The 22,278-nt window shown below is 59.8% G+C and carries 17 protein-coding genes; 11 read left to right on the forward strand and 6 right to left on the reverse strand.

Going from position 1 to position 22,278, the window contains the following annotated elements; translation table 11 throughout:
* The first annotated feature begins 542 nt into the window (after positions 1-542).
* From ABD903_RS13610 to ABD903_RS13620, 3 genes are all read left to right on the forward strand, one after another.
* Positions 543-902 (forward strand): hypothetical protein, encoded by a 360-nt coding sequence (locus ABD903_RS13610; protein WP_345225085.1) that lies wholly within the window; start codon positions 543-545, stop codon positions 900-902.
* A 245-nt stretch (positions 903-1,147) separates the two neighbouring features.
* Positions 1,148-2,440, forward strand: a complete 1,293-nt coding sequence (locus ABD903_RS13615; RefSeq protein ID WP_345225087.1) for a PAS domain-containing protein — start codon at positions 1,148-1,150, stop codon at positions 2,438-2,440.
* Between the two features lie 64 nt (positions 2,441-2,504).
* On the forward strand, positions 2,505-2,858 hold the full coding sequence (locus tag ABD903_RS13620; RefSeq protein WP_345225090.1) for a hypothetical protein: 354 nt from the start codon (positions 2,505-2,507) through the stop codon (positions 2,856-2,858).
* 100 nt (positions 2,859-2,958) lie between these two features.
* Here the strand turns inward: ABD903_RS13620 and ABD903_RS13625 are convergent, their stop codons facing one another.
* Both ABD903_RS13625 and ABD903_RS13630 read right to left on the reverse strand, forming a co-directional pair.
* Positions 2,959-4,620, reverse strand: coding sequence for a RagB/SusD family nutrient uptake outer membrane protein (locus ABD903_RS13625; protein WP_345225092.1), 1,662 nt, complete (start codon positions 4,618-4,620; stop codon positions 2,959-2,961).
* A 38-nt stretch (positions 4,621-4,658) separates the two neighbouring features.
* Positions 4,659-7,790 carry a SusC/RagA family TonB-linked outer membrane protein gene (locus tag ABD903_RS13630; RefSeq protein ID WP_425555480.1) on the reverse strand — a complete coding sequence of 1,044 codons (3,132 nt, stop codon included), beginning with the start codon at positions 7,788-7,790 and terminating at the stop codon, positions 4,659-4,661.
* A gap of 262 nt (positions 7,791-8,052) precedes the next feature.
* Here ABD903_RS13630 and ABD903_RS13635 point away from each other — a divergent pair, with 262 nt between their 5' ends.
* Together ABD903_RS13635 and ABD903_RS13640 are read left to right on the forward strand one after the other, a co-directional pair.
* Positions 8,053-9,726: a M28 family peptidase gene (locus tag ABD903_RS13635; RefSeq protein ID WP_345225096.1), complete on the forward strand. Its 1,674-nt coding sequence runs from the start codon at positions 8,053-8,055 to the stop codon at positions 9,724-9,726.
* A 161-nt stretch (positions 9,727-9,887) separates the two neighbouring features.
* A complete protein-coding gene (locus tag ABD903_RS13640) occupies positions 9,888-10,472 on the forward strand; it encodes a hypothetical protein (protein ID WP_345225098.1) in 585 nt (194 codons plus the stop codon).
* A gap of 34 nt (positions 10,473-10,506) precedes the next feature.
* On the opposite strand, the gene ABD903_RS13645 is transcribed toward ABD903_RS13640, so the two are convergent.
* Both ABD903_RS13645 and ABD903_RS13650 read right to left on the reverse strand, forming a co-directional pair.
* Positions 10,507-12,090, reverse strand: a complete 1,584-nt coding sequence (locus tag ABD903_RS13645; protein WP_345225099.1) for an ArnT family glycosyltransferase — start codon at positions 12,088-12,090, stop codon at positions 10,507-10,509.
* Positions 12,091-12,191: 101 nt separating this feature from the next.
* Positions 12,192-12,434, reverse strand: a complete 243-nt coding sequence (locus tag ABD903_RS13650; protein WP_345225101.1) for a hypothetical protein — start codon at positions 12,432-12,434, stop codon at positions 12,192-12,194.
* Positions 12,435-12,615: 181 nt separating this feature from the next.
* Here ABD903_RS13650 and ABD903_RS13655 point away from each other — a divergent pair, with 181 nt between their 5' ends.
* Positions 12,616-13,980 carry a YfcC family protein gene (locus ABD903_RS13655; protein ID WP_345225103.1) on the forward strand — a complete coding sequence of 455 codons (1,365 nt, stop codon included), beginning with the start codon at positions 12,616-12,618 and terminating at the stop codon, positions 13,978-13,980.
* Positions 13,981-14,104: 124 nt separating this feature from the next.
* On the opposite strand, the gene ABD903_RS13660 is transcribed toward ABD903_RS13655, so the two are convergent.
* Positions 14,105-14,500 carry a DUF6960 family protein gene (locus ABD903_RS13660; protein WP_345225105.1) on the reverse strand — a complete coding sequence of 132 codons (396 nt, stop codon included), beginning with the start codon at positions 14,498-14,500 and terminating at the stop codon, positions 14,105-14,107.
* 277 nt (positions 14,501-14,777) lie between these two features.
* Between ABD903_RS13660 and ABD903_RS13665 the strand changes: the two genes are divergently transcribed.
* Positions 14,778-16,628, forward strand: coding sequence for an alpha-amylase family glycosyl hydrolase (locus ABD903_RS13665; RefSeq protein WP_345225107.1), 1,851 nt, complete (start codon positions 14,778-14,780; stop codon positions 16,626-16,628).
* Between the two features lie 138 nt (positions 16,629-16,766).
* Positions 16,767-18,629, forward strand: coding sequence for a glycosyltransferase (locus tag ABD903_RS13670; RefSeq protein ID WP_345225109.1), 1,863 nt, complete (start codon positions 16,767-16,769; stop codon positions 18,627-18,629).
* An 88-nt stretch (positions 18,630-18,717) separates the two neighbouring features.
* Here ABD903_RS13670 and ABD903_RS13675 read toward each other — a convergent pair whose 3' ends face one another.
* Entirely contained in the window at positions 18,718-19,719 is a 1,002-nt protein-coding gene (locus ABD903_RS13675) for a fasciclin domain-containing protein (RefSeq protein WP_345225111.1), read from the reverse strand.
* Between the two features lie 124 nt (positions 19,720-19,843).
* On the opposite strand from ABD903_RS13675, the gene ABD903_RS13680 reads away from it, so the two are divergent.
* From ABD903_RS13680 to ABD903_RS13690, 3 genes are all read left to right on the forward strand, one after another.
* Positions 19,844-20,632: a DUF4198 domain-containing protein gene (locus ABD903_RS13680; RefSeq protein WP_345225113.1), complete on the forward strand. Its 789-nt coding sequence runs from the start codon at positions 19,844-19,846 to the stop codon at positions 20,630-20,632.
* Positions 20,633-20,747: 115 nt separating this feature from the next.
* Positions 20,748-21,122, forward strand: a complete 375-nt coding sequence (locus ABD903_RS13685) for an STAS domain-containing protein (RefSeq protein ID WP_078012567.1) — start codon at positions 20,748-20,750, stop codon at positions 21,120-21,122.
* Between the two features lie 183 nt (positions 21,123-21,305).
* Complete coding sequence (locus tag ABD903_RS13690) at positions 21,306-22,217, forward strand: ribonuclease Z (protein ID WP_345225120.1); 912 nt, start codon at positions 21,306-21,308, stop codon at positions 22,215-22,217.
* Positions 22,218-22,278 lie beyond the last annotated feature (61 nt).

Raw genomic sequence — 22,278 nt, forward strand, 5'->3', positions numbered from 1 at the left:
GGGGCTTTCAAATCGGCCGGGATTGATTCTCCGGCACATTGGTTTGGACTACTCGCTACGGTCGCGCAGTTTCTTCTTTTCTTCCTTGGCGGCCTTCTTTTCCTGAGGCGTCTTGGTGGGCTCCTTCTTTTTTTCCTTGCGGGCGTCTTGGGCTTTTGCCATGGGTATGCGGTAGTAAGGTGAATGAACGTGGTATTAACGCAGCGCGCCAAACTGGTGTTGTGCAGCCGCAGCGGCACGGCAAGTAAGAAAATTCTGGCCTGACGTCCATGGTATCTGGCAGCCGGGTTGAGGCTTTGGTAAAATCCTGTAACTTTCCTGGGTAGCCCTACCGTAGTAAATGCGCCGGGCGGCGGCTTAGTGCCAGCACCATGGCCCCGGGCGTAAAGCCCGCTTAAACGGCGCCCGCAGCGCCCGTTCCCGGTGGACCCGCATCCTGTGGCGGGTCAGTAGCAAGTGCCTCACTTTCCTATTGCCCGGTCCCGGCCCAGCGCCGCGCTTTGGGCTGAAGCTCCTTCCTCCCACTTCCAGCACCGCGTTCCATGGTTCACGAACCCCACTCCGTCATTGGCCTGTTTTCCGACCCCAACACGGCCCAAGCCGCCGCCCGGCAACTCACCCAAAACGGCTTTGCCACCGACCACGTGGACGTGTCGGACCACGATACCGTAACCACCGAAAACCCTACCGGAGAATTTCCCGAGAACGACTCGCTTCACCATTTTATGCGTGTGATGTTCACCAGCGACAACAACGCCAAGCTGGACGCCGAAACTACGCACCGTGGCGGAGTGGTTTCGGTTCATCTGAAAACCCACGAGGAGGCCGTAAGGGCCCGCGAGCTGCTAAGCCAGCACGGCGCCGTGCGCATTCACGAGCTGGGCATTGGCGACCGGCTGTAAGCGCCGCCCGCGCCACATCTAAATTACCCTAGTCGAGCCCGGCTGGGAGCAAGTATGTGCCAGAAAAGCGCCGGCCGTGAGCCGGCGCTTTTTGCGTGTAAAAAGGCCGCTGCTGCAGCCCTAGGGAGCATTAATCAAAGGTGTAATTCCATAAAATTGATATTAAATGTAATTTTACTTTTTGCCCGGCGGCGCCCACCACGCCGGGTTCAGCAACTGCTTCTTTACCAGCTTTCTGCCGCATTATGGCTGATTACGTGAACCCGGTCGACTACCAGAAACTGTTCCGGGCGCTGCCCGATAATTTTTTGCTCATCGCGCCGAACGCGGAAGCCACCATCGTCGACAACACCGATGCCCACGTGGCCGTGTCGCTGAAAAGCCGGGAGGAAGTGGTAGGCAAGCCGTTTTTCGAGGCCTATCCGTCGGCCGACAAAAACGAGAGCGAGGTAATTCGCACCTCGCACGAGTACGTGCGGCAACACCTCGCGCCGCACACCATGCCCCTGATTCGGTACGACCTGGAAATGCCGGCCGCCCAGGGCGGTGGCTTCGAGGAAATGTACTGGCAGGCCACTCACTACCCTGTGCTCGACGAGGCCGGTCAACTGCAGTACATTTTGCAGCGCACCCGCAACGTAACCGAGCAATACCGCGCCGACCAGCAGCGCCTCGCCATTCAGCAGGAATTAACCGAGAGCCAGGAACGCATGCGCTTTGTGCTGGAGTCGCTGCCGGTGCTGATCTGGACCGCCCAGCCCAATGGCGAACGGGACTATTTCAATCCACGCTGGCTACAGTTCACGGGCCGCACCATGGAGCAGTCGTTGGGCCAACGCTGGACCGAAGACATTCACCCCGACGACCGCGCCCGCGTGCTGCAAACCTGGCAGGCCTGCATTGCCTCGGGTACCACCTACCAGGTAGAATACCGGCTGCGCCGCCACGACGGCCAGTACCGCTGGCTGCTGGTGCGCGGCATTCCGCGTCTGCACCCCGATGGCCACGTATCCATGTGGGTAGGCGGCGCCACCGACATTCACGACACCAAGCGCATGGTGCAGGAGCTGCTGGAAGCCAACGAAGCCCAGGCAGCAGTTACCGAGCAGGCCTACCAGGCATATTTGCTGGTGGAAAGCCAGCGCGAAACGCTGCACACCTTGCTCATGGATGCCCCGGCCATGATTTGCATCCTGCGCGGGCCCGAACACCGCTTCGACCTGGTGAACCCGCGCTACCAAAGCCTTTTCCCTCACCGGCAGCTGGAAGGCCGCACCGTAGCCGAAGCCCTGCCCGAAGTAGTGGGACAAGGTTTTATAGAGGTGCTCGACAAGGTGTACAACACCGGCGAAACCTTCTTTGGCAACGAGATGGAGCTGCGGCTAGAGCGTGATGCCAGCGGCGAGTTGCGCCCCACTTACTTCAACTTCACTTACCAGCAGTTCCGCGAGGGCAATGCCGTAGCCGGCATTCTGGTGTTTGCTTTTGATGTAACCGATTTGGTGAAAGCCCGCAAGGCCTTAGGCGGCCTGGGGTAACAATGCGCCACATTCCCTCTCTGTTTCTCGCATTGCTACACGTTATTCCTGCCGCCTCGTTTTTATGGACATAACCAGCCTCGATTTTCAGCAGGGGCGCATTAAGCTGGTGCTGTTCAAATCGCGCCTGCGCTCCGTGCTATACGGCGTGCGCGAAGCCGATGCGGACCTGTTCTCGCTTCCGCACAACCCAATCGGTCAGTGGTTGTACACGGTGGTAATGCCACGCTACAGCGCCCATGCCGAAGCGCGGGAGCTGGAGCGCGCCCTGCAGCGTATGCTGGATACCGGCCGTGACCTAGCCGCGCAGTACGCCCGCGGCCAGCTGGAAGAAGCCCGCGCCGGCCTCGAACGCATTGATGGCCACGCTGCGCAAGTTGAGCTGCTGCTGCAGCAACTGAGCCGCCGCGCCGCTTAACCTAGCCTTCCCTTTGCCAAAACGCCCCGGCTGTGGTTACAGTCGGGGCGTTTGCTTGCGCTTCCGAAGCCAGAGCCCTTTGCCCAGGCATACGGCAAGGTTAGCGGTAGTTGGGGTTCTGGATGAATTCCGATTTGTTCACCACCGCATCGAGCTGGCGCTGCGGAATGGGCCGCACTTTGTGGTGCTCCTGAATGTTGGGCCCGGCTTCGGGGTTAAAGCGGCGCACGCGGTCAAGGAGCTTATCAGTGCGCTTGAGGTCGAACCAGCGGAGCTGCTCGCCGGCCAGCTCGCGGGCCCGCTCGTCGAGAATGAAGTCCAAAGTCATGTCGGCGGGCGTTACTACCATTTGGGCTTCCTTGCCGGGAATAGCGGCGCGGCGGCGCACTACGTTTACCAGCTCAGCGGCTTTTACGGTATTACCCAGGCGTAGCTCGGCTTCGGCGGCCATCAGGTACACGTCGGCCAGCCGAATTACGTAGGCGTCGCGGGAGCTTTGTTCCTCGGCCACGGTGGCGCGGGTAGGGTCCTCAAACTTCTTGAGGCACACGTAGTGCAGCCGGTCGCCGCTTACGGTGCCGTTCGGGCGGTATACCTTGCTCAGGTCCCAAATGCGGTATTTTCTGGTAGCTTCCAGGGCATCGGGAAATTCCTTCTTGGTGGCCAGAATGGCGGTGTCGCCCACGGCCAGGCGGCCGGCCACGGCGGTATTGGCTTTCCACACGGTGCGGAACGAGGCGTCGTAACGGGAGTCCTTGGTTTCGTCGAAGAGGTTCAGCAGAAACAGCGAAGGCATGTAGCGGTTGAACGGGCGGCCGTTGGCAATGTCGCGGATCATGCCGGGCTGATCGTCGTACTTCATCAGCCACAGCAAGTGGCCGTTGTTGCCGCCGCGCGGGTGCCCGTCGGGGTACAGGGTGGCGTCTACCCGGTCGTTCAGGCTTAGGTCGCGGGAGTAGTTCACGGCCCACACGATTTCCTTATTCTCCAGGTTGGTCATCGACCACAAATCGGCGTAGCGCGGCACCAGCGAAAGACCGTAGCTGGTGGTTACCCGCTGGGCCAGCGTGGCAGCCTGCTGGTAATTGCCGCGGGTAAGGTGAATTTTAGCCAGGAAAGCCTCGGCGGCGGGCTTGGTAGCGCGGCCGTAGTTGCCGGTGGTAGCCGGCAGGTTAGCCACGGCAAAATCGAGGTCCTCAATAATCTGCTGGTAGAACGTGGCCACGGGTGTGCGGTTGGCAGTGGTAGGCACGCCCTGCAGCGGATCGGTGGGCTCGGTAGTGAAGTGCACACTGCCCCAGGTTTCCACAATGTGCCAGTAGTAAAAAGCGCGTAGGAAGCGCAGCTCGCCTTCGCGGGTTTTCTTGAGCGCATCGCTCAGGCCCGACTGCGGTACGCCTTTAATACCGGCGTTGCAGAGGTTCACGGCGGCGTACAGCTTGCCCCAGAGCACCTCCATGGCGCGCGAGTTGGACTGCAGGTTGTTGTTGTAATCGGTTAGCTCGGGGTTTACGTCGCCGGCCCCGCGCAGCCACAGGTCGGTGCCCAGTTCAGAGGCGCTGAAACCGTCTTCCTTGCCGTACCACCAGCGGTTGTAGGAGTAGGCGGCATTCACCAGGGTTTCGAAGCCGGCCGGCGTGGTGTACACGCCGGCCGGCGTAAGGCCCGAGGGGTTGTTTTCTTCCAGTTGCTTATCGCACGAAGGCAGCAGCAGGCTGAGGGCGCCGGCGGCCAGCAGGAGTTTAAACGAGGAGTATTTCATGACAGATCCGATTCGGTTGAGCGTGAGGAAAGGCGGCCTTAAAAGCCCAGGTTAATGCCCACGGTAACGACCCGCGGAATGGGGTTCGACAGGGGTGCGTTGCCGGTGCGCAGGCCGGTAGCGGCCGTGGTAGACGTGGTGAGCGTGCGCTCGGGCGAGGAGCTGGCGGCCGCGGCGCCCCGTTCGGGGTCGTAGTCGTGGATGTGGCTGAGGGTGACGAGGTTTTTGCCCTGCACGTAAATGCGGGCCGAGGCCACGGCCAGCTTGTCCATCCAGGCCTGGGGAAGGTTGTAGCCCAGCGTTACGGCGCGCAGCTTCACGTACGAGCCGTCGCGGTACGAGAGCGTGCTGAAGTACGGCAGGCTGGTTTTCGACACGCTCGCGTCGGGGCGCGGGTAGGCGTTGGTGGGGTTTTCGGGCGTCCAGTAATCCTGCTTCGAGCTGTTCTCAATGCCCTGCGGGTCCCAAATCTGGTCGTACTCGTAGTTGATCATCTGGCCGTAGCGGGCAAACACCTGCGCCGACAGGTCGAAGCCTTTGTAGCTGACATCGGTGCTGAAGCTGCTGCTCCACTTGGGCACGGCCGAACCCACGATAACGCGGTCGTCGGTGGCGGTGATTTTGCCGTCGCCGTTCTGGTCCTTCACCTTAATCTGGCCGGGTTTCTGACCGAAGGCACGGGCCGCGTCGGCTTCGTCGGCCTGCCAGATGCCGATTTTCTCGTAGTCGTAGAACACGCGCGTGGGCTGCCCGATAAACCAGCCGTTGTTGATGTCGTCGACGCCGTTGCTGAGGGCCAGAATCTTCTCCTGGTTTTTGTACCAGGTAAGGCCCACGTTCCACTTCAGGTCGCCGTTGTCTACGGCCAGCGCGTTCAGGCCCACTTCAATGCCGCGGTTGCGGGTTTCGCCCACGTTGCGGGTAATAAAGCCCACGCCCGCCGTCATCGGCAAAAAGGCATCGAGCAGCAGCTTGTCGGCCAGGGTATTGTACACGTCCACGGTACCCGAAAGGCGGTTCTGCAACAGGCCGAAGTCCAGGCCCAGGTTGGCCGTGCGCGAGGTTTCCCACTGCAGGTTGGGGTTGCCCAGGCGGCTGCTGAAAGCGTAGCCGGCAGCCCCGGTTTCCCCGAACGCAAACGGAATTTTAGTCAGCAACGACTGCGACGCGTAGGGCACGATATCGTAGTTGCCGGCCAAACCGTAGGACGCGCGCAGCTTCAGGTCGCTCAGACCGGGCACGTCGCGCATAAAGCCTTCGTCGATAACGCGCCAGGCCACGGCGGCCGAGGGGAAGAACGCCCAGCGGTTTTCGGGCAGCTTGGAGGAGCCGTCTTCGCGGCCCGTGAGCGTGAGCAGGTAGCGGCTTTTGTAGCCGTATTGCACCCGCCCGGTAAACGAGACCAGGCCGCTTTCCTGAAAGGCACTGCCGATAACCACTTGCTGGTTGGCGTTGCCGAGGGCGTAAAACGACTGGTAATTCAGCAACTGGTTTGCACCCTGGGCCCGGCTGGCCTCCGAGGTAAAGGTGAGCAGCGAGGTAACGCCGGTAACGCTGAGCGAATGGTCGCCGAAGTTTTTCTGGTAGTTGAGGATGTTTTCCCAGCTCCAGTTGGTGTCGAACTGCGTGCCGTACGCCGACAGCGGCACTGAGCCGGCGCGGTCCACGGTATTCGAGCCGAAGAACGTGCCGTTGCGGCCGTTGATGAGGGTGAGGCCCACGTTGGAACGCAGGTTCAGGCTGGGCAACAGCTGGTAGCTGGCGTAGGCCGTGAGAAAGGTGCGAATGGTACGCGTGTTGTTCACGTAGTTGCCTTTCTCCTCATCCGACAATGGGTTGATGTCTTTGCCGTTGTTGGGAAACACCATCACGTTGCCGTTGGCATCGAAGGGTGCGCCCAACGGGTCGATTTTGTTGGCAATGTTGAGCGGGTCGCGGCGCACGTTCTGGTTGTAATAGGTCAGCTGGTTTTGCGAGCCTATTTTCAGCTTGGGCGTAACGGCGTGCTCCAGGTTAAAGCGCGTGGAATATCGGTTAAGGTCGTCGAGGCGCAGGTTGCCCTTCTCGTTGTACAAGTCGGCCGAAACGTAAAACGTGGTTTTGTCGCCGCCGCCGGCCACGCTAACCTGGTGCTCCTGCTGCATGCCTTTGCGCAGGAACAGATCAGGCCACACGTAACCTTCGCCCTTGCCAATGGCATCGAGCTGCTGCGGCGTGAAAATCTTGCTGTCGTCGGCCGGTCCGGTCCAGAGGCCGGAGGCCCGGTTGGCTTCGCGTTTTTGGGCTACGTAACCGGCCGCGTCATTCACCAGCGGGTAGTAAACCACGTCGGTTTGCCCGATGTAGGAATTCACCGATACCCGCGTTTTGCCCGAAGCGCCCTTTTTCGTGTTCACGATGATAACGCCGTTGGCGCCGCGCGAGCCGTAAATGGCCGTGGAAGCGGCGTCCTTCAGCACTTCCATCGACTGAATGTCGTTGGGGTTGATGTCCTGAATGGAATTGTACTGCACACCGTCCACGATGAACAACGGGCCGTTATTGGCCGTGAGGGAGCGGTTGCCCCGCACCGTAATGTTCACGCCCGACGAAGCCGAGCCGCTGCTGCGCGTGATGTCGACGCCCGGCAAGCGCCCTTGCAAGGTTTCCATCACGTTGCCGGCCGGCACCTTCTTCAGGTCCTCCTCTTTCACCGACACGATGGCCCCGGTTACGTCGCTCTTTTTCACCGTGCCGTACCCAATAACCACCACCTCGTCGAGGGCTTTTTGGTCGGGGCGCAAACCCACACTGATTGCGCTTTTTAAGCCGGCGCTTACGGTTTCGGGCAGGTACCCCACGTAGCTGAACACCAAAGTCGCGTCGCCTTCGGGTACGTTTAGCGAGAAGCTGCCGCTTTCGTTGGTTACGGTACCAATGCTAGTGCCCTTCAGCACGACGTTTACGCCCGGCAGGGCTTCCCCGGTGGCGCTGTCCTGCACCTTGCCGGTCAGCGTTCGAGTTTGTTGCGCCTCGGCCAGCGTGGCCGTACAGGCCAGGGTGGCCGTCAGGAGTATGCCGTGTTTCATGGAAAAGAATTTGACTTTTTTATAGGAAGCCCGACCGGAGCCTCGCGGCCTTGCATCAGCCAAGGTGTTGGTAAATCCGGCATAGCATAGTAATTCGGCCATATTTTTTGCGCAATCGTTGCCGGGAACGTTGCCGGGAACTGACGTAACACAACCCGCTGATTATCAGAAAATGGACTCAACCACTTTGACTATAAATACCGCAGACGATATTCTGCCTCCCCGCTCGGGTGGAATTGCACGTTAAGCAGGCCGCGAAGGTCCCCCTTGGTTTCGCGGGTTACGTATGCAGCGCTACCCCACCCGCGTACGACTCTGCACTCAACCGCTGGCTTTACCTTTGCCGCTCATTCGCTCTACTCGCATGCGTTTTTTCCGTCTGCTGCTCACCGTGGGCAGCTTTACCACCGTATCGGCCGCCCTGGCTCCCGCTTTTGCCCAGTCGTCGGCCGCTGGCTTTACGCCCGATAAAAAAGTAGTGAAGGCGCTGGAGCACGTGCGCCCCGCCGATTTTAAGGCCCATATTCAGTACTTGGCCGATGACAAGCTGCTGGGCCGCCTGCCCGGTACGCCAGGCTACCAAATGGCCGTGGATTACGTGAGCCAGCAGCTGAAAGCGTTTGGCGTGCAGCCGGCCGGCGAAAACGGCACCTACGTGCAGAAAGTACGCCTGCGCCGCGCCTTTGTAAAGCCCGAAACCACCCTAAGCCTGCGCGACGCCCAGGGCCAGACGCTGCCGCTGGCGGCCGGCAAGGAATACGGCGTGTACCCCAATCCCGAAACGGCCAGCCAGCGCGTGGAAGCACCGCTGGTATTTGCCGGCTACGGCATTAGTGCCCCCGAGCTGGGGTACGACGACTACGCCGGCCTCGATGTGAAGGGCAAAATTGTGGTGGTGATAGGCGGGGCGCCGCGCCCGTTCCCGTCCACCGTTTCGGCGGCCAGCCAAAGTGCCGTGGCGGTGCTGCAAAACGCCTTGCATCACGGCGCCACGGGGGTAGTTATGGCTGCTACAAAGCCCACGGCCGGCATGCCCAACCTGAAGCGCGGGGCTTACAGCGTGCTGGGTGCCGATGGCAAAGTGGCCGCCTCGCGCAGCTACGTGCCGGGCGCGCAGCTTAAGCTGTTCGGCAACGTAAACGCCGCCACCCTGCACACGCTTTTGCGCGCGGCCGGCACCGATACCTCCCAGGTTTTTGCGGCCCTGCGCGGCGGCAAACCGGCTTCGGTGGCGTTGCGCCACACGGTTAGCGCCGCCGTGGAGTCGCGCTACGAAGACTTCGATTCCTACAACGTGGTGGGCAAGCTCACCGGCTCCGATGCCAAGCTGCGCGACGAGTACGTGGTTCACTCGGCCCACCTTGACCACCTCGGCGTTAGCACCCCGGTGCAGGGCGACTCCATTTACAACGGCGCCCACGACAACGCCTCGGGCGTGGCCTCGGTGCTGGAAATTGCGCGGGTGTACTCGCGGCTGAAAAAGATGCCGGCCCGCTCAATGCTGTTCGTGCTGCAAACCGGCGAGGAATTGGGCCTGCTCGGCTCAGCGTACTTCGCGGCGCAGCCCACGGTGCCCAAGCAGAGCATTGTGGCCAACGTGAACACCGACATGCCCACCATCATTGCGCCGCTGCTCTCGGTGGTGCCGCTGGGCGCGCAGCACTCCACGCTGGACGAGCCGGTGAACCGCGCCGCCGCTTACCTGAACCTGACCGTAGAAGCCGACCCCGAGCCCGAGCAAAACCGCTTCATCCGCTCCGACCAATACAGCTTCGTAACGCAGGGTATTCCGGCCTTGCACATCAAATACGGCAACAAAACCGCCGACGGCAAGAACGACCTGGCCAAGACCGTGCAGGCCTGGCGCGCCCTCACCTACCACAAACCGCAGGACGACATTAACGGCACCTTCGATTTTGAAGCTGGCAAGAAGTACGTGCAGCTGAACTTCCTGATCGGCTACCAAGTGGCCCAGAACCCGCAGCGCCCCACGTGGAAACCCGGCGACTTTTTTGGCGGGCGGTATGGGGCGAAGTAGGCCTGGTTTTTTAGCAATTTAAAAGCGCCTCTAGAACGCCTTGCTGAGCTTATCAAAGCATCTCAATCTTATTATCTGGCACACGGCAAAGTAGCAGAGATGCTTTGATAAAATGACGCAATATCAAGCCAAACTCTACACTACATACTAGGCCAACTCTTATGAGCAAATTTAAAACACCCAAAAATACATTCTATGTAAAATCAATACCAACTTTAATCTATTTTCTATTCTTTATAACAACAAGCCTGTTCGTGTTAATTAAATTAACACAAGTTATAAAGCAAAAAGATCCTCCAATACCAAGTATAACAGTAAGAATAACAAGCCTAGTACTTTTTGCTGATTCAACAGGCGAGGACATGGCACAAGCGACCTTTTCGGCCCAGCTTATAAATAACTATGATCGAGAATTAAACCTAACTCTTAAACACAATGAGTTCGAAAAATCTACTTGCAAAGGATTTGCACTTATATCAAGCGACAAAAAAGATACCATAGATTTATTGGTCAGGAGAACAGCTCAGACAGTAAATATAAGATCCAACAAGAAAGCATACATAAATTTTAACACTTCAAATTATTCATTGTTTAAAAACTTGAAAAACAATAAAATTAACACAAAATATTATTTAACAAAAGCTCTGAATGAATATAAATTCATATATTGCACACCCAGTAATATCAATTTCAATATTATCAGCATAAAACAAGACAGTATACGCATTTTTTGGCGAGAACATTAAAGTCAATTTTAAGAGTTTATCCATATTTTACAACCTACAATTCACTTGGAATTCTGATTTCTGCTTCAGTAAATTCATTATTAGCACTTGAACCCGTCCAAGAAGCCAGTTCGCGGCGGTGCTCGGCGTATACGGTATCCAAAATAGCCTTATCCGGCCGCGTCCCCAGCGTAATGCGCGTACCCTTTTCCCGGGCGTAGGGGTTCAGCACCTCGGCGCGGCGGCGGTAACTGCTGAAGTGGGCGGCTAGGCTGTCGGGCTCGTCGTCGACGATAATGATGTTTTGGAAGGATTGCCGGGGCGGAAACCAGAACAGGAAGCTGCCGTTCATGCTGGCCGCGTGGGGTATGTTGCGGTGGCGGTTGAAGTAGTTCACGGCGCTGGCCTGGCCGTAGTTGGCGCAGAGAATGAGGGTGCGGGCGCGAGTAGAATCGGGCAAGGACTGGTACACGGCGTAGGTTTTGTCGGCCATTTCCTGCCAGCCCACCATATCGGCGTAGTCCTGGGGTAAGGGGTGCAGCTGGCCGTCTTCCCAGCGGGTAATGCCGAGGTCTGCGTGCCGCTTGCTGAATTCCTCCATGTAGGCCGGCGGGTAGAGCGTGAAAAAGAACGGTGCCAGGGGTAGAATTACCAACACGGGTAGGGCCAACAACATGGGTTTCAGGAATGGAGCAATCCGCCAGCGGCTCAGCTGCTGCTCCAGCCACGCGGCCCCAAAGGCAAACAGAATGGGGTAATAGCCGAGCGCGTAATAGCTTTTGCCGTGCAGCACGGTAAGAATGAGCAGCCCCGCCAGCCACAAAAAGCCCAGGCTGCGGTAGGGCCGAAATGGACGGTACAGCAACAAAGCCAGCAGTCCCGGCACCCACACCCACAAAGCCGGAAAGCACATCAGCAGCTGGTCTTTCCAGAAATCGGCCAGCGACACATTCACCAGCTGCGACTCCTCCAGCTTGCGCATGTGCTGCAGGAACGGCACGCCGTGCGTAAGCTGCCACAAGGCACTGGGTAGAAACAGCAGCAGCGCAACGGCTACGCCGCCCCAAAAATGCTTGTGGGTAAACACGCGGCGCTGCTCCGTAAGCAGCAGCCCGACGCCAAGAGCAGCAATGAAAAAGAACGTGGTGTACTTGTTCAGCAGGCTCAGCCCCAAACAAGCGCCGATGTAGTACCACCACTTCGGCTGCGGCTGCTGGATGAAGCGCAGCAACAGGTAGCAAGTCAGCGTGAAACCGAAAACTTCGAGCGAGTTGGGTTGAAACAGGAAGTTCAGCCGCGAGTAGCCCGATACTATGTACACCACGCAGGCCAGCGCCTGCCCAAACCAGCCCGCGCCCAACCGCGCGGCAGCCCGCCCCACCACATAAACCGTGAGGGCACCCCACAAAAACGGCCAGAACTTCACCCAGAAATACCCGCCGCCCAGCAGGTGCGTGAGCCAGGCCTGCACGGCTATCAGCGGGGGCACTTCCAGGTAGCCCCAGGCGAGGTGTCGGCCTTGTTCGAGGTAGAGGTATTCGTCGCGGTGCAGCTCGTAGGCCGCGCTGGCCAACACAAAACCCGAGACAAATTTCAGAACCGAAAACAGCAGGGGAATCGGCGTGGGAGTGCGGCGCAAGAAAAGCAAAATAAGCGGACCGGAATTTTAGGTTGAGTTCAGCCCATTACCATTCGGCAGGCTATGCACAAAGCCCTTCAATTGCTCGCCCAATGTGCAGCTCACCACTCCGGCAGGCGCACGGCATCCAGCCAGGGCTGCAGCACGGCGGGCTTCTGAAACAGATGAATAAACAGCACCCGCTCCTCGCCTACCAGCCGCCACACCTCGGCGTAAAAATCCTCCAGCGCATACAGCTGTAGCCGACAGCCGTGCTCGGCGCGGTCGGCCAAATGGTGGCCGGTACGCAGCAGGTATTCGGTTTGCTGGCCGAGGGGCAGTTGAGTGAAAGAGGCGAAGTTCATGCGTGAGAGCCGACGTGCTGGGCGTCGGACTTCGAAGTTACGAAAACCGGCTGGCAGGTGCAGGTGCGTTTTGCTGGTTGGCGCCTCGTTATTCAACTATGCAGATGCAAGCGGCAGCAGGCCGGGCTTTCTTTTGTAACCTTTGCGCCCCAAGCTCATCGGTTTCTCCCTTTCTTCGCTGATGCCCACGTTTCGTTTTCCGCACCCTTTGGTGCTGCTGTTTGCCTTTATTCTGCTGGCCGTGGGCTTAAGCTACGTACTGCCGGCCGGCCGCTTCGACCGCCGCCTCGACGCCGCTACCGGCCGCGAAGTGGTGGTGCCCGGCTCTTACAAGCAGGTAGCGCCCACGCCGGTGTCGCCACTGGCGGCCCTTACGGCCATTCCCAAAGGCCTGCAAGACGCCGCCGACGTGATTTTCCTGGTGTTTCTGGCCGGTGGCGCGTTTACCGTGGTAGACCAAACCGGGGCCCTGCGGCGCGGCGTCGATTGGCTGCTGGCGAAACTCAGCGGCCGCGAAGCCTTGGTTATTCCGGTGGTGGCGCTGCTGTTTGCCACCATGGGCGCGCTCGAAAACATGCAGGAAGAAATCGTGCCGTTGGTGCCGGTGTTGCTGGTGCTCATGCGGCGCATGCGCTACCCCGTAATTACAGCGGCAGCCGTAAGTATTGGGTCCGCCGCTGTGGGTGCAGCATTCAGCCCACTGAACCCGTTTCAGGTGGGCATTGCTCAAAAACTGGCCGGCTTGCCGCTGCTGTCGGGCGCCGGTTTTCGGCTGGTTTTTCTGGCGTTGGCTCTGCTCATCTGGATTGGCGGCACCGTGCGCTACGCCCTCAAACACCGCGAAACCGCGCCGCTAATTGCTGATTCTCCCATAGAGGCTGAGGCCGACGCGGCCGGGCACGAAACTGGGCGCCGGCATGGCTTGGTACTGGCGCTGCTGTTCGTAACCTTTGCCGTTTTCACTTACGGCGTACTGAACCTGGGCTGGGATTTCAGCCAGATGGCAGCGCTGTTTTTGGGCCTGGGCATTGCCGCTGGTCTCGTGGGCGGGTTAGGCCTTACCGGCACGGCCGAGGGATTTATCACCGGCTTCCGCGACATGGCCTTTTCGGCCGTACTCATCGGGTTTGCCCGCGCCATTTTTGTGGTACTCGAACAAGGCCAGATCGTGGATACCGTGGTGAACGGGCTTTCGGCGCCGCTGGCGCATTTGCCCGTGGTGCTGTCGGCGCTGGGCATGCTGGGCGTGCACACGGCCCTGCACATACCCGTGCCTAGTGTGAGCGGACAGGCCGTGCTAACCATGCCCATTCTCACGCCGCTGTCGGATTTACTGGGCCTTTCGCGTCAGGTTACTGTGCTGGCCTTCCAGTACGGCGCCGGCCTCTGCGAACTGCTAACGCCCACCAATGGTGCCCTCATGGCCATAGTAGCGGCCTGCGGCGTGCGTTTCGACCAGTGGTGGAAATTCGCGCTGCCGCTTTACCTGATGCTGCTGGGTTTGGCCGTGGTGGCCATTGTGCTGGGTATTGCCCTCGGCGTGTAGCAAACCCCTATTTTCAGTCTGCAGCTAGAACCAGTTCCCCTCCTCAGATGAGGAGGGGAACTAGCTGCTAACCTTGGATTCTGGTTACGCGCTGCACCTTGGGTAGCAGCGCGTAAGTAACCCCTTAGCCCCGTCGCAGCTCGTCGGCTTCAAACACTTGCGGCACCTTTTTCTTGCGCACCACCATCTGGTAACGGGCGCGGTGGCCGCTTTCGTCCCAGAAAATATCCGACACCACTCCGCGCAAACGCGGCTGGCCCGGCTCCCACTGCACGGCTTCCACGGCGTCGCCGAAGCCGAACGGGGGCCGCTCGATGGGCCGGAACAGCTCGGGCCGCACCAGGTAGTTGCGCTCATCGTAGCGCAGGGTAATCCAGTCCTCGTCTTCGCTTATCTTCTCGAACACCTTGTCCAGCGGCTCCACCCACTCAAACGAGCGGCGGTTGGCGGGGTGAATGTAGGTATAACCGTAATCGGGTGACCAGCCGTAAAGGCCGTATTGCAGCATGGGACGGGGCACAGGCAACGAAGCTTGGGTATGGGTTGAAAACACCTAAACCGGCAGGTGAGTTCGGCCGCGAAAGTAGCACGGTTGGGCTGCCGGGCCAGTTTCCGCCGCGAGCTGAACGTTTCGGCAAGGGGAAATTGCGGGGTTATTCCACCCCATACTTTACTGCTCGAATTCGGTTAACCCGAAGTTTTAGCTTCCGGTGAGCATGTTACAAGCTCGACAACCCCGGCACTGAAAACGCAGTTAAATAACCCGTGCAGCCGCTTGCACCCCGTTTACTTCTTGCATGCCCACCACTACCAAAGCCCCGCGCCGTAAATCGGCTGCGGCGCCCGTGGCCGCCCTTTCCGCTGGAATGGGCGCCATTCTGCATTCTAATGGCACCACGTTTCGCGTATGGGCCCCGCACGCTACTGCCGTGGCGGTGGTCGGACCCTTTAACGACTGGAACCCGCAGCTGAACCCGCTCCAGGCCGAAGAAAACGGCTATTGGGCTGCCGATGTGCCCGGCTTACCGGCCGGCACCGAGTATAAATTCTGGCTGAAAACCGAGGCCGGCCACGAGCTAACCCGCCACGACCCCTACGCCCGCGAAGTCACCCACTCGAACGGCAACTCCGTGGTCCACAACCCGTCTTTCGATTGGGAAGACGACCAGTTTCAGATGCCTGCGTGGAACGAACTGGTTATTTACGAGCTGCACGTGGGCACCTTCCACGCCCCCGACCCCGAGCGGCCCGGCACGTTTCTGGACGTTATCGACAAGCTGCCTTATCTGCAGGACCTGGGCATCAACTGCATTGAGGTGATGCCAGCCACCGAGTTTCCCGGCAGCCGCTCCTGGGGCTACAACCCGGCCCACCCGTTCGCCCTCGAAACCGATTACGGCGGGCCCGTAGCCTTCAAGCAACTCGTGAAAGCCGCCCACCGGCACGGCATTGCGGTGGTGCTGGATGTAGTGTACAACCACTTCGGCCCCGGCGACCTGGATTTGTGGCAGTTCGACGGCTGGCACGAAAACGACGGCGGCGGGATTTACTTCTACAACGACTGGCGCGCCGAAACGCCCTGGGGCTTTAACCGCCCCGATTACGGCCGCGAGGAAGTGCGCCGCTACATCCGCGACAACGCCCTGATGTGGCTCGACGAGTTCCGTGTGGACGGCCTGCGTGCCGACGCCATTGCCCACGTGCGCAACGTGGACGGCTCCACCGACCCCACCCGCGACCTGCCCGAAGGCTGGGCGCTGATGAAGTGGATCAACGAGGAAATCCGGGAACGGATGCCCTGGAAAATCACCATTGCCGAAGACCTGCTCGGCAATGAGTTCATTACCAAGGCACCCGAAGACGGCGGCCAGGGCTTTGCCGCGCAATGGGACGCCGCTTTCGTGCACCCCGTGCGCGAGGCCCTCACCACGCCACACGACGCCGACCGTTCCATGGCCGCCGTGGCCGCAGCGGTGCAGCTCGCCTACAACGCCGACGCGTTTCAGCGCGTCATTTACACCGAGTCGCACGACGAAGTGGCCAACGGCAAATCGCGCGTGCCAGAGGAAATCATGCCCGGCGACGCGGCCCACTGGTTTCCGAAAAAACGCGCCACGCTGGGCGCCGCGCTGGTGTTTACCGCGCCCGGCATCCCCATGCTTTTTCAGGGCCAGGAGTTCCTCACTAACGGCTTCTTCTCCGATGAACAGGCCCTCGATTGGGCCGGCGCCGAGCAGCACGGCGGCCTCGTACACCTCTACCGCGACCTGATTGCCCTGCGCCGCAACCTGCACGGCCACACCCGCGGCTTGCTGGGCCAGCACACGCGAATTCTGCACCAGAACGACGAGCAGAAAGTACTGGCCTACCAACGCTGGGCCGACGGCGACGGCGGCCCCGGCGACACGGTGGTGGTGCTCCTGAACTTCGCCGACCAGGCCCACGAGGCCTACCGCTTTGGGCTGCCCGCTGCCGGTCACTGGCGCGTGCGCTTTAACAGCGACTGGCAGGGCTACGCTCACGACTTCGGCAACTTCGAAAGCGTGGATACCGAGGCCCAGGAAGGCGAGTACGACGATTTGCCGTTTCACGGAGTCGTTGGCATGGCGCCGTATTCGGTTTTAATTCTGTCGCAGGAGCCTGGTTAAACGCGCTTGCAGAGGCTCGTGGCGTTTTCGCTTGAGTTGCTGAACGCTCAGCCTACCTCCGGGAAAACCTCGGCGCACCTCAGCGAGAAATGCCGCCGGGGCCTATATCTTGCCGATGCCTCGCTAAACCCGCCCTGCATGCAATTACCCACCTCCTCACCCGATACCGTTGCCTCCGATGCTTTGCTCGTTGAAGTTGCCTGGGAAGTCTGCAATCAGGTAGGCGGTATCTATACCGTTATTCGCTCCAAGGTGCCCGCCACCGTAGCCGGCTGGGGCGAGCGGTACTGTCTGCTTGGCCCGTATTTTCCGCAGGCAGCTCAAGCCGAGTTCGAGCCCTTCACCGATACCCAGATTGCCGCCGGCCGCGACCCAATAGCCCGCGCCGTACGCCAACTCCGCCAGCAGGGCTACGAGGTGCACTACGGGCAGTGGTTGGTAACGGGCAAGCCCCGCGTGGCGCTGCTGTCCCCGTTTCAGGCATATCCGCGCCTGGGCCAACTGAAAACCGATCTGTGGCAGGACCACGGCATCCCCTCGCCCGACCACGACGATTTGCTGCACCAGGTCATTGCCTTTGGGCACCTGGCCAAGGTTTTCGTGCAGGCCGTGGCCACCGAAACCGCCGCCGCCGAGCAGCCGCTGCAAACGCTGGCACACTTTCACGAGTGGATGACGGGCGCCGCCATTCCGGCCCTGCGCCGCGAGCAAACCACGGCGCGCATCGTGTTTACCACCCACGCCACGCTGCTGGGCCGCTACCTGGCCATGAACGACGCCAGCTTCTACGAAAACCTACTGCACGTAAATTGGGAGCAGGAAGCGCGGCACTTCAACATTGAAACGGCCGTGCGCATGGAGCGCGCCGCCGCCCACGGCGCCCACGTGTTTACCACCGTGAGCGAGCTAACCGTGCGCGAGTGCATGTATCTGCTCGACCGCATCCCCGATGCCGTGCTGCCCAACGGCCTGAACATTGAGCGGTTTGTGGCCCTGCACGAGTTCCAGAACCTACACCAGCAGTACAAGGCCAAGATTCACGAGTTCGTGATGGCGCACTTCTTCCAGTCGTACTCCTTCGACTTGGATCAGACACTGTACCTCTTCACCTCGGGCCGCTACGAGTACCACAACAAAGGCTTCGATTTAACCTTAGAAGCCCTGGCCCGCCTGAATTACCGCATTCAACAAAGCGGCATGGAAGGCCAGGTGGTGATGTTTTTCATTACCAAACGGCCCTACCACAGCATTAACCCCGACGTGCTGCAAAGCCGGGCCATGCTGGACGAAGTACAGGACACCTGCCGCGCCATCGAGCAGCAGTTGGGCGAGCGGCTGTTCTATAAAGCCGCCAGCAGCACCAGCTACCAGCTCCCCGACCTCACCGACCTGGTGGACGACTACTGGAAGCTGCGCTACCGCCGCACGCTGCAAAGCTGGAAAACCTCGCGCCTGCCGCCGGTCATTACCCACAACCTCGTTGACGACGCGAACGACGAAATCCTGGGCTTTGTGCGCCGCGCCAACCTGGTGAACAACCGCCACGACCGCGTGAAAATCGTGTACCACCCCGATTTTGTGTCCAGCACCTCACCCCTATTTGGCCTCGATTACGGCCAGTTCGTGCGCGGCTGCCACCTGGGCGTGTTCCCCTCCTACTACGAGCCGTGGGGCTACACCCCGCTGGAATGCGTGGCCCGCGGCGTACCCGCCGTTACCTCCGACCTGTCTGGCTTTGGCGACTACGTGCAGCAAAACGTACCCGACCACGAGCAGAAGGGCATTTTTGTGGTGCAGCGTCAGGAAAAGAGCTTCGATGAATCGGCGGAGGAGCTGACCAATATGCTCTGGCAGTTTGTCATTCAAAACCGCCGCGAACGTATTACCCAGCGCAACCAGGTAGAAAGCTCCTCCGAGCAATTTGACTGGCGCCACCTGCGTCAGCACTACGACCGCGCCTACGCCTTGGCGCTGGAGCGCGACGCAGTTTCGGTTAAATAAATCCCGTTAACGCAGCGGGCCCCGCGAGCAGCACCGGCTACCATGCCGGTGCTGCTCGCGGGGCCCGCGTTGGTAATTCAGCCGCCGCTTAGTTGGGGCGAATTACCTGGTCGATGACGTGAACCACGCCGTTTGTGGCCAATATGTTGGCCGCCGTGATGTTAGCCGCCGTGCCGCTGGCCCCGCGCACGGTAAAGCCAGTACCGGCCGCCGCAATCGTTACGTTACCACCGAGCGTAGCCACCGTACCCGGCGCTAAATCCGTGGAGAATACCCGGCCTGTACCAATTACGTGGCGCGAGAGAATGGCCGTCAGGTCGGCATCCGATACCGAGCTAAGCTGGGCATTGCCCAACAAAGCGCGGAATGCTGCATCGGTGGGGGCAAAAACCGTTACGTTACCCGTTTGCGAGGCAGCTGCGGTTAGGATTGGCGCTGCTGCGGGCCGCTGCAGGGCCTGAAGTAGCAGGGTGAATTCGGGGTTGGTGCTAGCCGAAGCGCGGGCCGTTACAATTTGCGCGATGCTCTGCGAAGGCGGCATCAGCACGCGGTCGATGACGTGTACCACCCCGTTGCTGGCGTCCACATCGGCAGTGGTTACGCGGGTGTTGCCGTTGATGAACACTCCGCCTGCGGCGGGCTTGCTCACGTAAATGTTGTTGTTGGGCGCAGCAGCCTGCGTGGTGTAGGCCTGGGCGCGCAAATCGGCAGCTTTCACGTCGCCGGCCGTTACGTGGTAGAGCAGAATGTTTCGCAGCGTGGCAATATCGGCCGTGTTGGTAATGGCCGTGATATTTTGGGCGTTGTTAAACGGAGCCGGCAACTGGCTAAAAGCATCGTTGGTGGGGGCAAACACAGTCAGTTGGGTGGTGCCGCTCAAGGTGGTGACCAAATCAGCCTTCTGCACGGCTGCTACCAGCGTCGAGAGGTTGGCGTTGCCCTGAGCAAGTTGCACGATGTTCTGCTGGGTCGGCTGCGCCACCGATTCATCGTCGTCGTTGCAGGCCGTCAGGCCCAAGCCGGCCACTAACGCGCAGACTGTCAGGGCCCGGCTTACCATTCGTGAAAAAAGGTTTGCGGATGCTTTCATTGTTTAACTTTTTGGTGTGAAACATTAAACAACCCTATTACCCTAAACTTTGCCGAAAGTTTTTAAAACGGTGCATATTTGTTGGATGCACCCCCGCTTACTTGCCGTCTTTGCCGTCATTCTTTTGACTTGGTCCGCTACGGCGCACGAGTTTTGGCTGGCTCCCATTCGCTTCGTGGTGGCGCCGGGCAGCCGGGTGTACCTCGGCCGCTGGGTAGGGCTGGACTTTGCCGGCAAACGGTGGCCCGGTAACAGCCAGCGGGTAGAGCACTTGTTGCATTTCGAACCCGGCGGCCAGCGCACCGATCTTACGTCCGCCGCCACCCAGACCGACTCGCTGCAAACCACCGTGGTCCTGGAGCGCGCCGGCACGCACTTACTGGCCCTGGGTACCACCGACGCCTTCATCAGCATGAGTGGCCCGGAGTTTACCGCCTACCTCCGGCAGGAAGGACTGGAAGACGTGCTGTACCTGCGCACCCGGCGCAAGCAGCAAGACAAGCCCGCCAAAGAGGCCTACCGCCGTTGCGCCAAAACCCTTCTGCAAGCCGGGGCCGTTTCTAAAACCGATACCACTTGGCGTACTCGTGTGGGTCACCCGCTCGAAATAGTGCCCGAGCAAAATCCCTACACCCTGCCCGTGGGCGGCTCGCTCACGGTGCGCGTGTTCGATGCGGGCGTACCGGCCAACCGGCAGCTGGTGCAAGCCTGGGTACGGCCGCTGGATGGCAGCCCCACACAAAAATTGCAGCTGCACACAAACATTAATGGGCGGGTCCTGTTACGCCTTTCCAAACCCGCTACGGTATTGCTGGCGGCGGTTAGAATGGTGCCCCACCCGGTGCCGGCCACCGCAGATTGGCAAAGTACTTGGGCGTCGCTTACGTTTGCCTTTACGGGGCAAATCAGGTAGTTTTAGCGTAAGTCCGTGCAACTACTGAAAAGCTTTGCGGGCCTTTCCTTCCCGAATTGAAAAACTTTTTTTTCTTTACCTTCGCATCTCGCCCATCCGACTGAACTTGCCTGGCATGAAGTACTCCATCGATAAAAAAGAAAACTACACGATCATCACGATTGACGAGAAAAAGCTCGACACGACTGTTGCGCCTGACTTGAAATCGGAGTTCGTGAAGCTGAATGCAGAAGGCATCAACAACCTGATCTTGGATCTACAGAATGTGAAGTACACCGACTCGTCGGGCCTGAGCTCCATTCTGATTGCCAACCGCCTCTGCAACTCCACTGGCGGCCTGCTGGTTCTCACCGGCTTGCAAGACCACGTGATGAAGCTCATCACCATTTCCAAGCTCGAATCGGTACTGCACATTCTGCCCACCGTGGAAGAAGGCATCGACCGCATTTTCCTGCACGCCATCGAGCGTGACTTGACGAGCAAAGAGTAACAAACAGCCAGGCCGCGGTTTCCGCGCCAGTAGCCGTTGGCCGTCAGTATTCCCTACTGACGGCCAACGGCTAACTTTTTTGCGTTGGGCCGCACAGTAGTCCGGCTTCGGCTGGGTTGCTTGCGTACACCGACGAACGCCGCGCCTTTTCCTTCTCCCCTGTTTCCCGCTTTCTGCCGTTTCGTGGAATTTGAGCTAAAAATTCTGGGCAGCGCATCGGCCACCCCCATGCTTGGGCGCCACCACACGGCGCAGGTGTTAACCGTGGGCCGGCAGCAGTATTTAATTGACTGCGGCGAAAGCACGCAGGAGCGGCTGATCGAGCACCGAATCCGTTTCGGCCGCATCGACCACATTTTTATTTCACACCTGCACGGCGACCATTTCTTCGGCCTGTTTGGCTTGCTGGGCACGTTGCACCTGCAGGGCCGCACCGAGCCCTTGCGCTTGTTTGGTCCCGCTGGCCTTGATGAAATCCTCACCACGCAGCTGCGCTGCTCCGGCACGCCACTCTCCTTCGACGTACAGTTCACGCGGGTAGACACCACCCAGCACGCCCTGGTACACGAAGACAAGTACGTGAGCGTACACACGCTGCCCATGCGGCACCGCATTCCGTGCTGCGGCTACCTGTTTCGGGAAAAGCCCGGCCGCCCTCGCCTGATAAAGGAAAAGCTGCCAGCAGGTCTTACCCCCGAGCAGCTTCAAACCTTGGCGCGGGGCGAAGACCTGCGCGACGAGTTGGGCCACGTGCACCTGCGCCACCTCGACGTAACCGAGCCGCCTCCGGCCCCTCGCAGCTACGCTTACTGCTCCGACACCCTGTATACCGAAACTCTGGCCGACCTGGTGCGCGGCGTGAGCCTGCTGTACCACGAGTGTACCTTTCTGCATGAAATGCTGGAACGCGCCGTGCAAACCGGCCATTCCACGGCAAGGCAAGCCGGTCAGCTGGCCCGTTTAGCCGGCGTGCAGCAGCTGCTGATCGGCCATTTCTCATCGCGCTACCGCGACTTGCAGCCGCTGCTGGATGAGGCCCGGCAGGAATTCACCGAAACAAATCTGGCTCTGGAAGGTCTGTCGGTCGGGCTTTAATTGCCCGCGGCTAATATCTTTCGCCCTGCCCCGGCCACCCGCACGGCCGGGCAGTATTTCT

Source organism: Hymenobacter koreensis (assembly GCF_039541855.1).
GTDB classification, from domain to species: Bacteria; Bacteroidota; Bacteroidia; order Cytophagales; family Hymenobacteraceae; genus Solirubrum; species Solirubrum koreensis.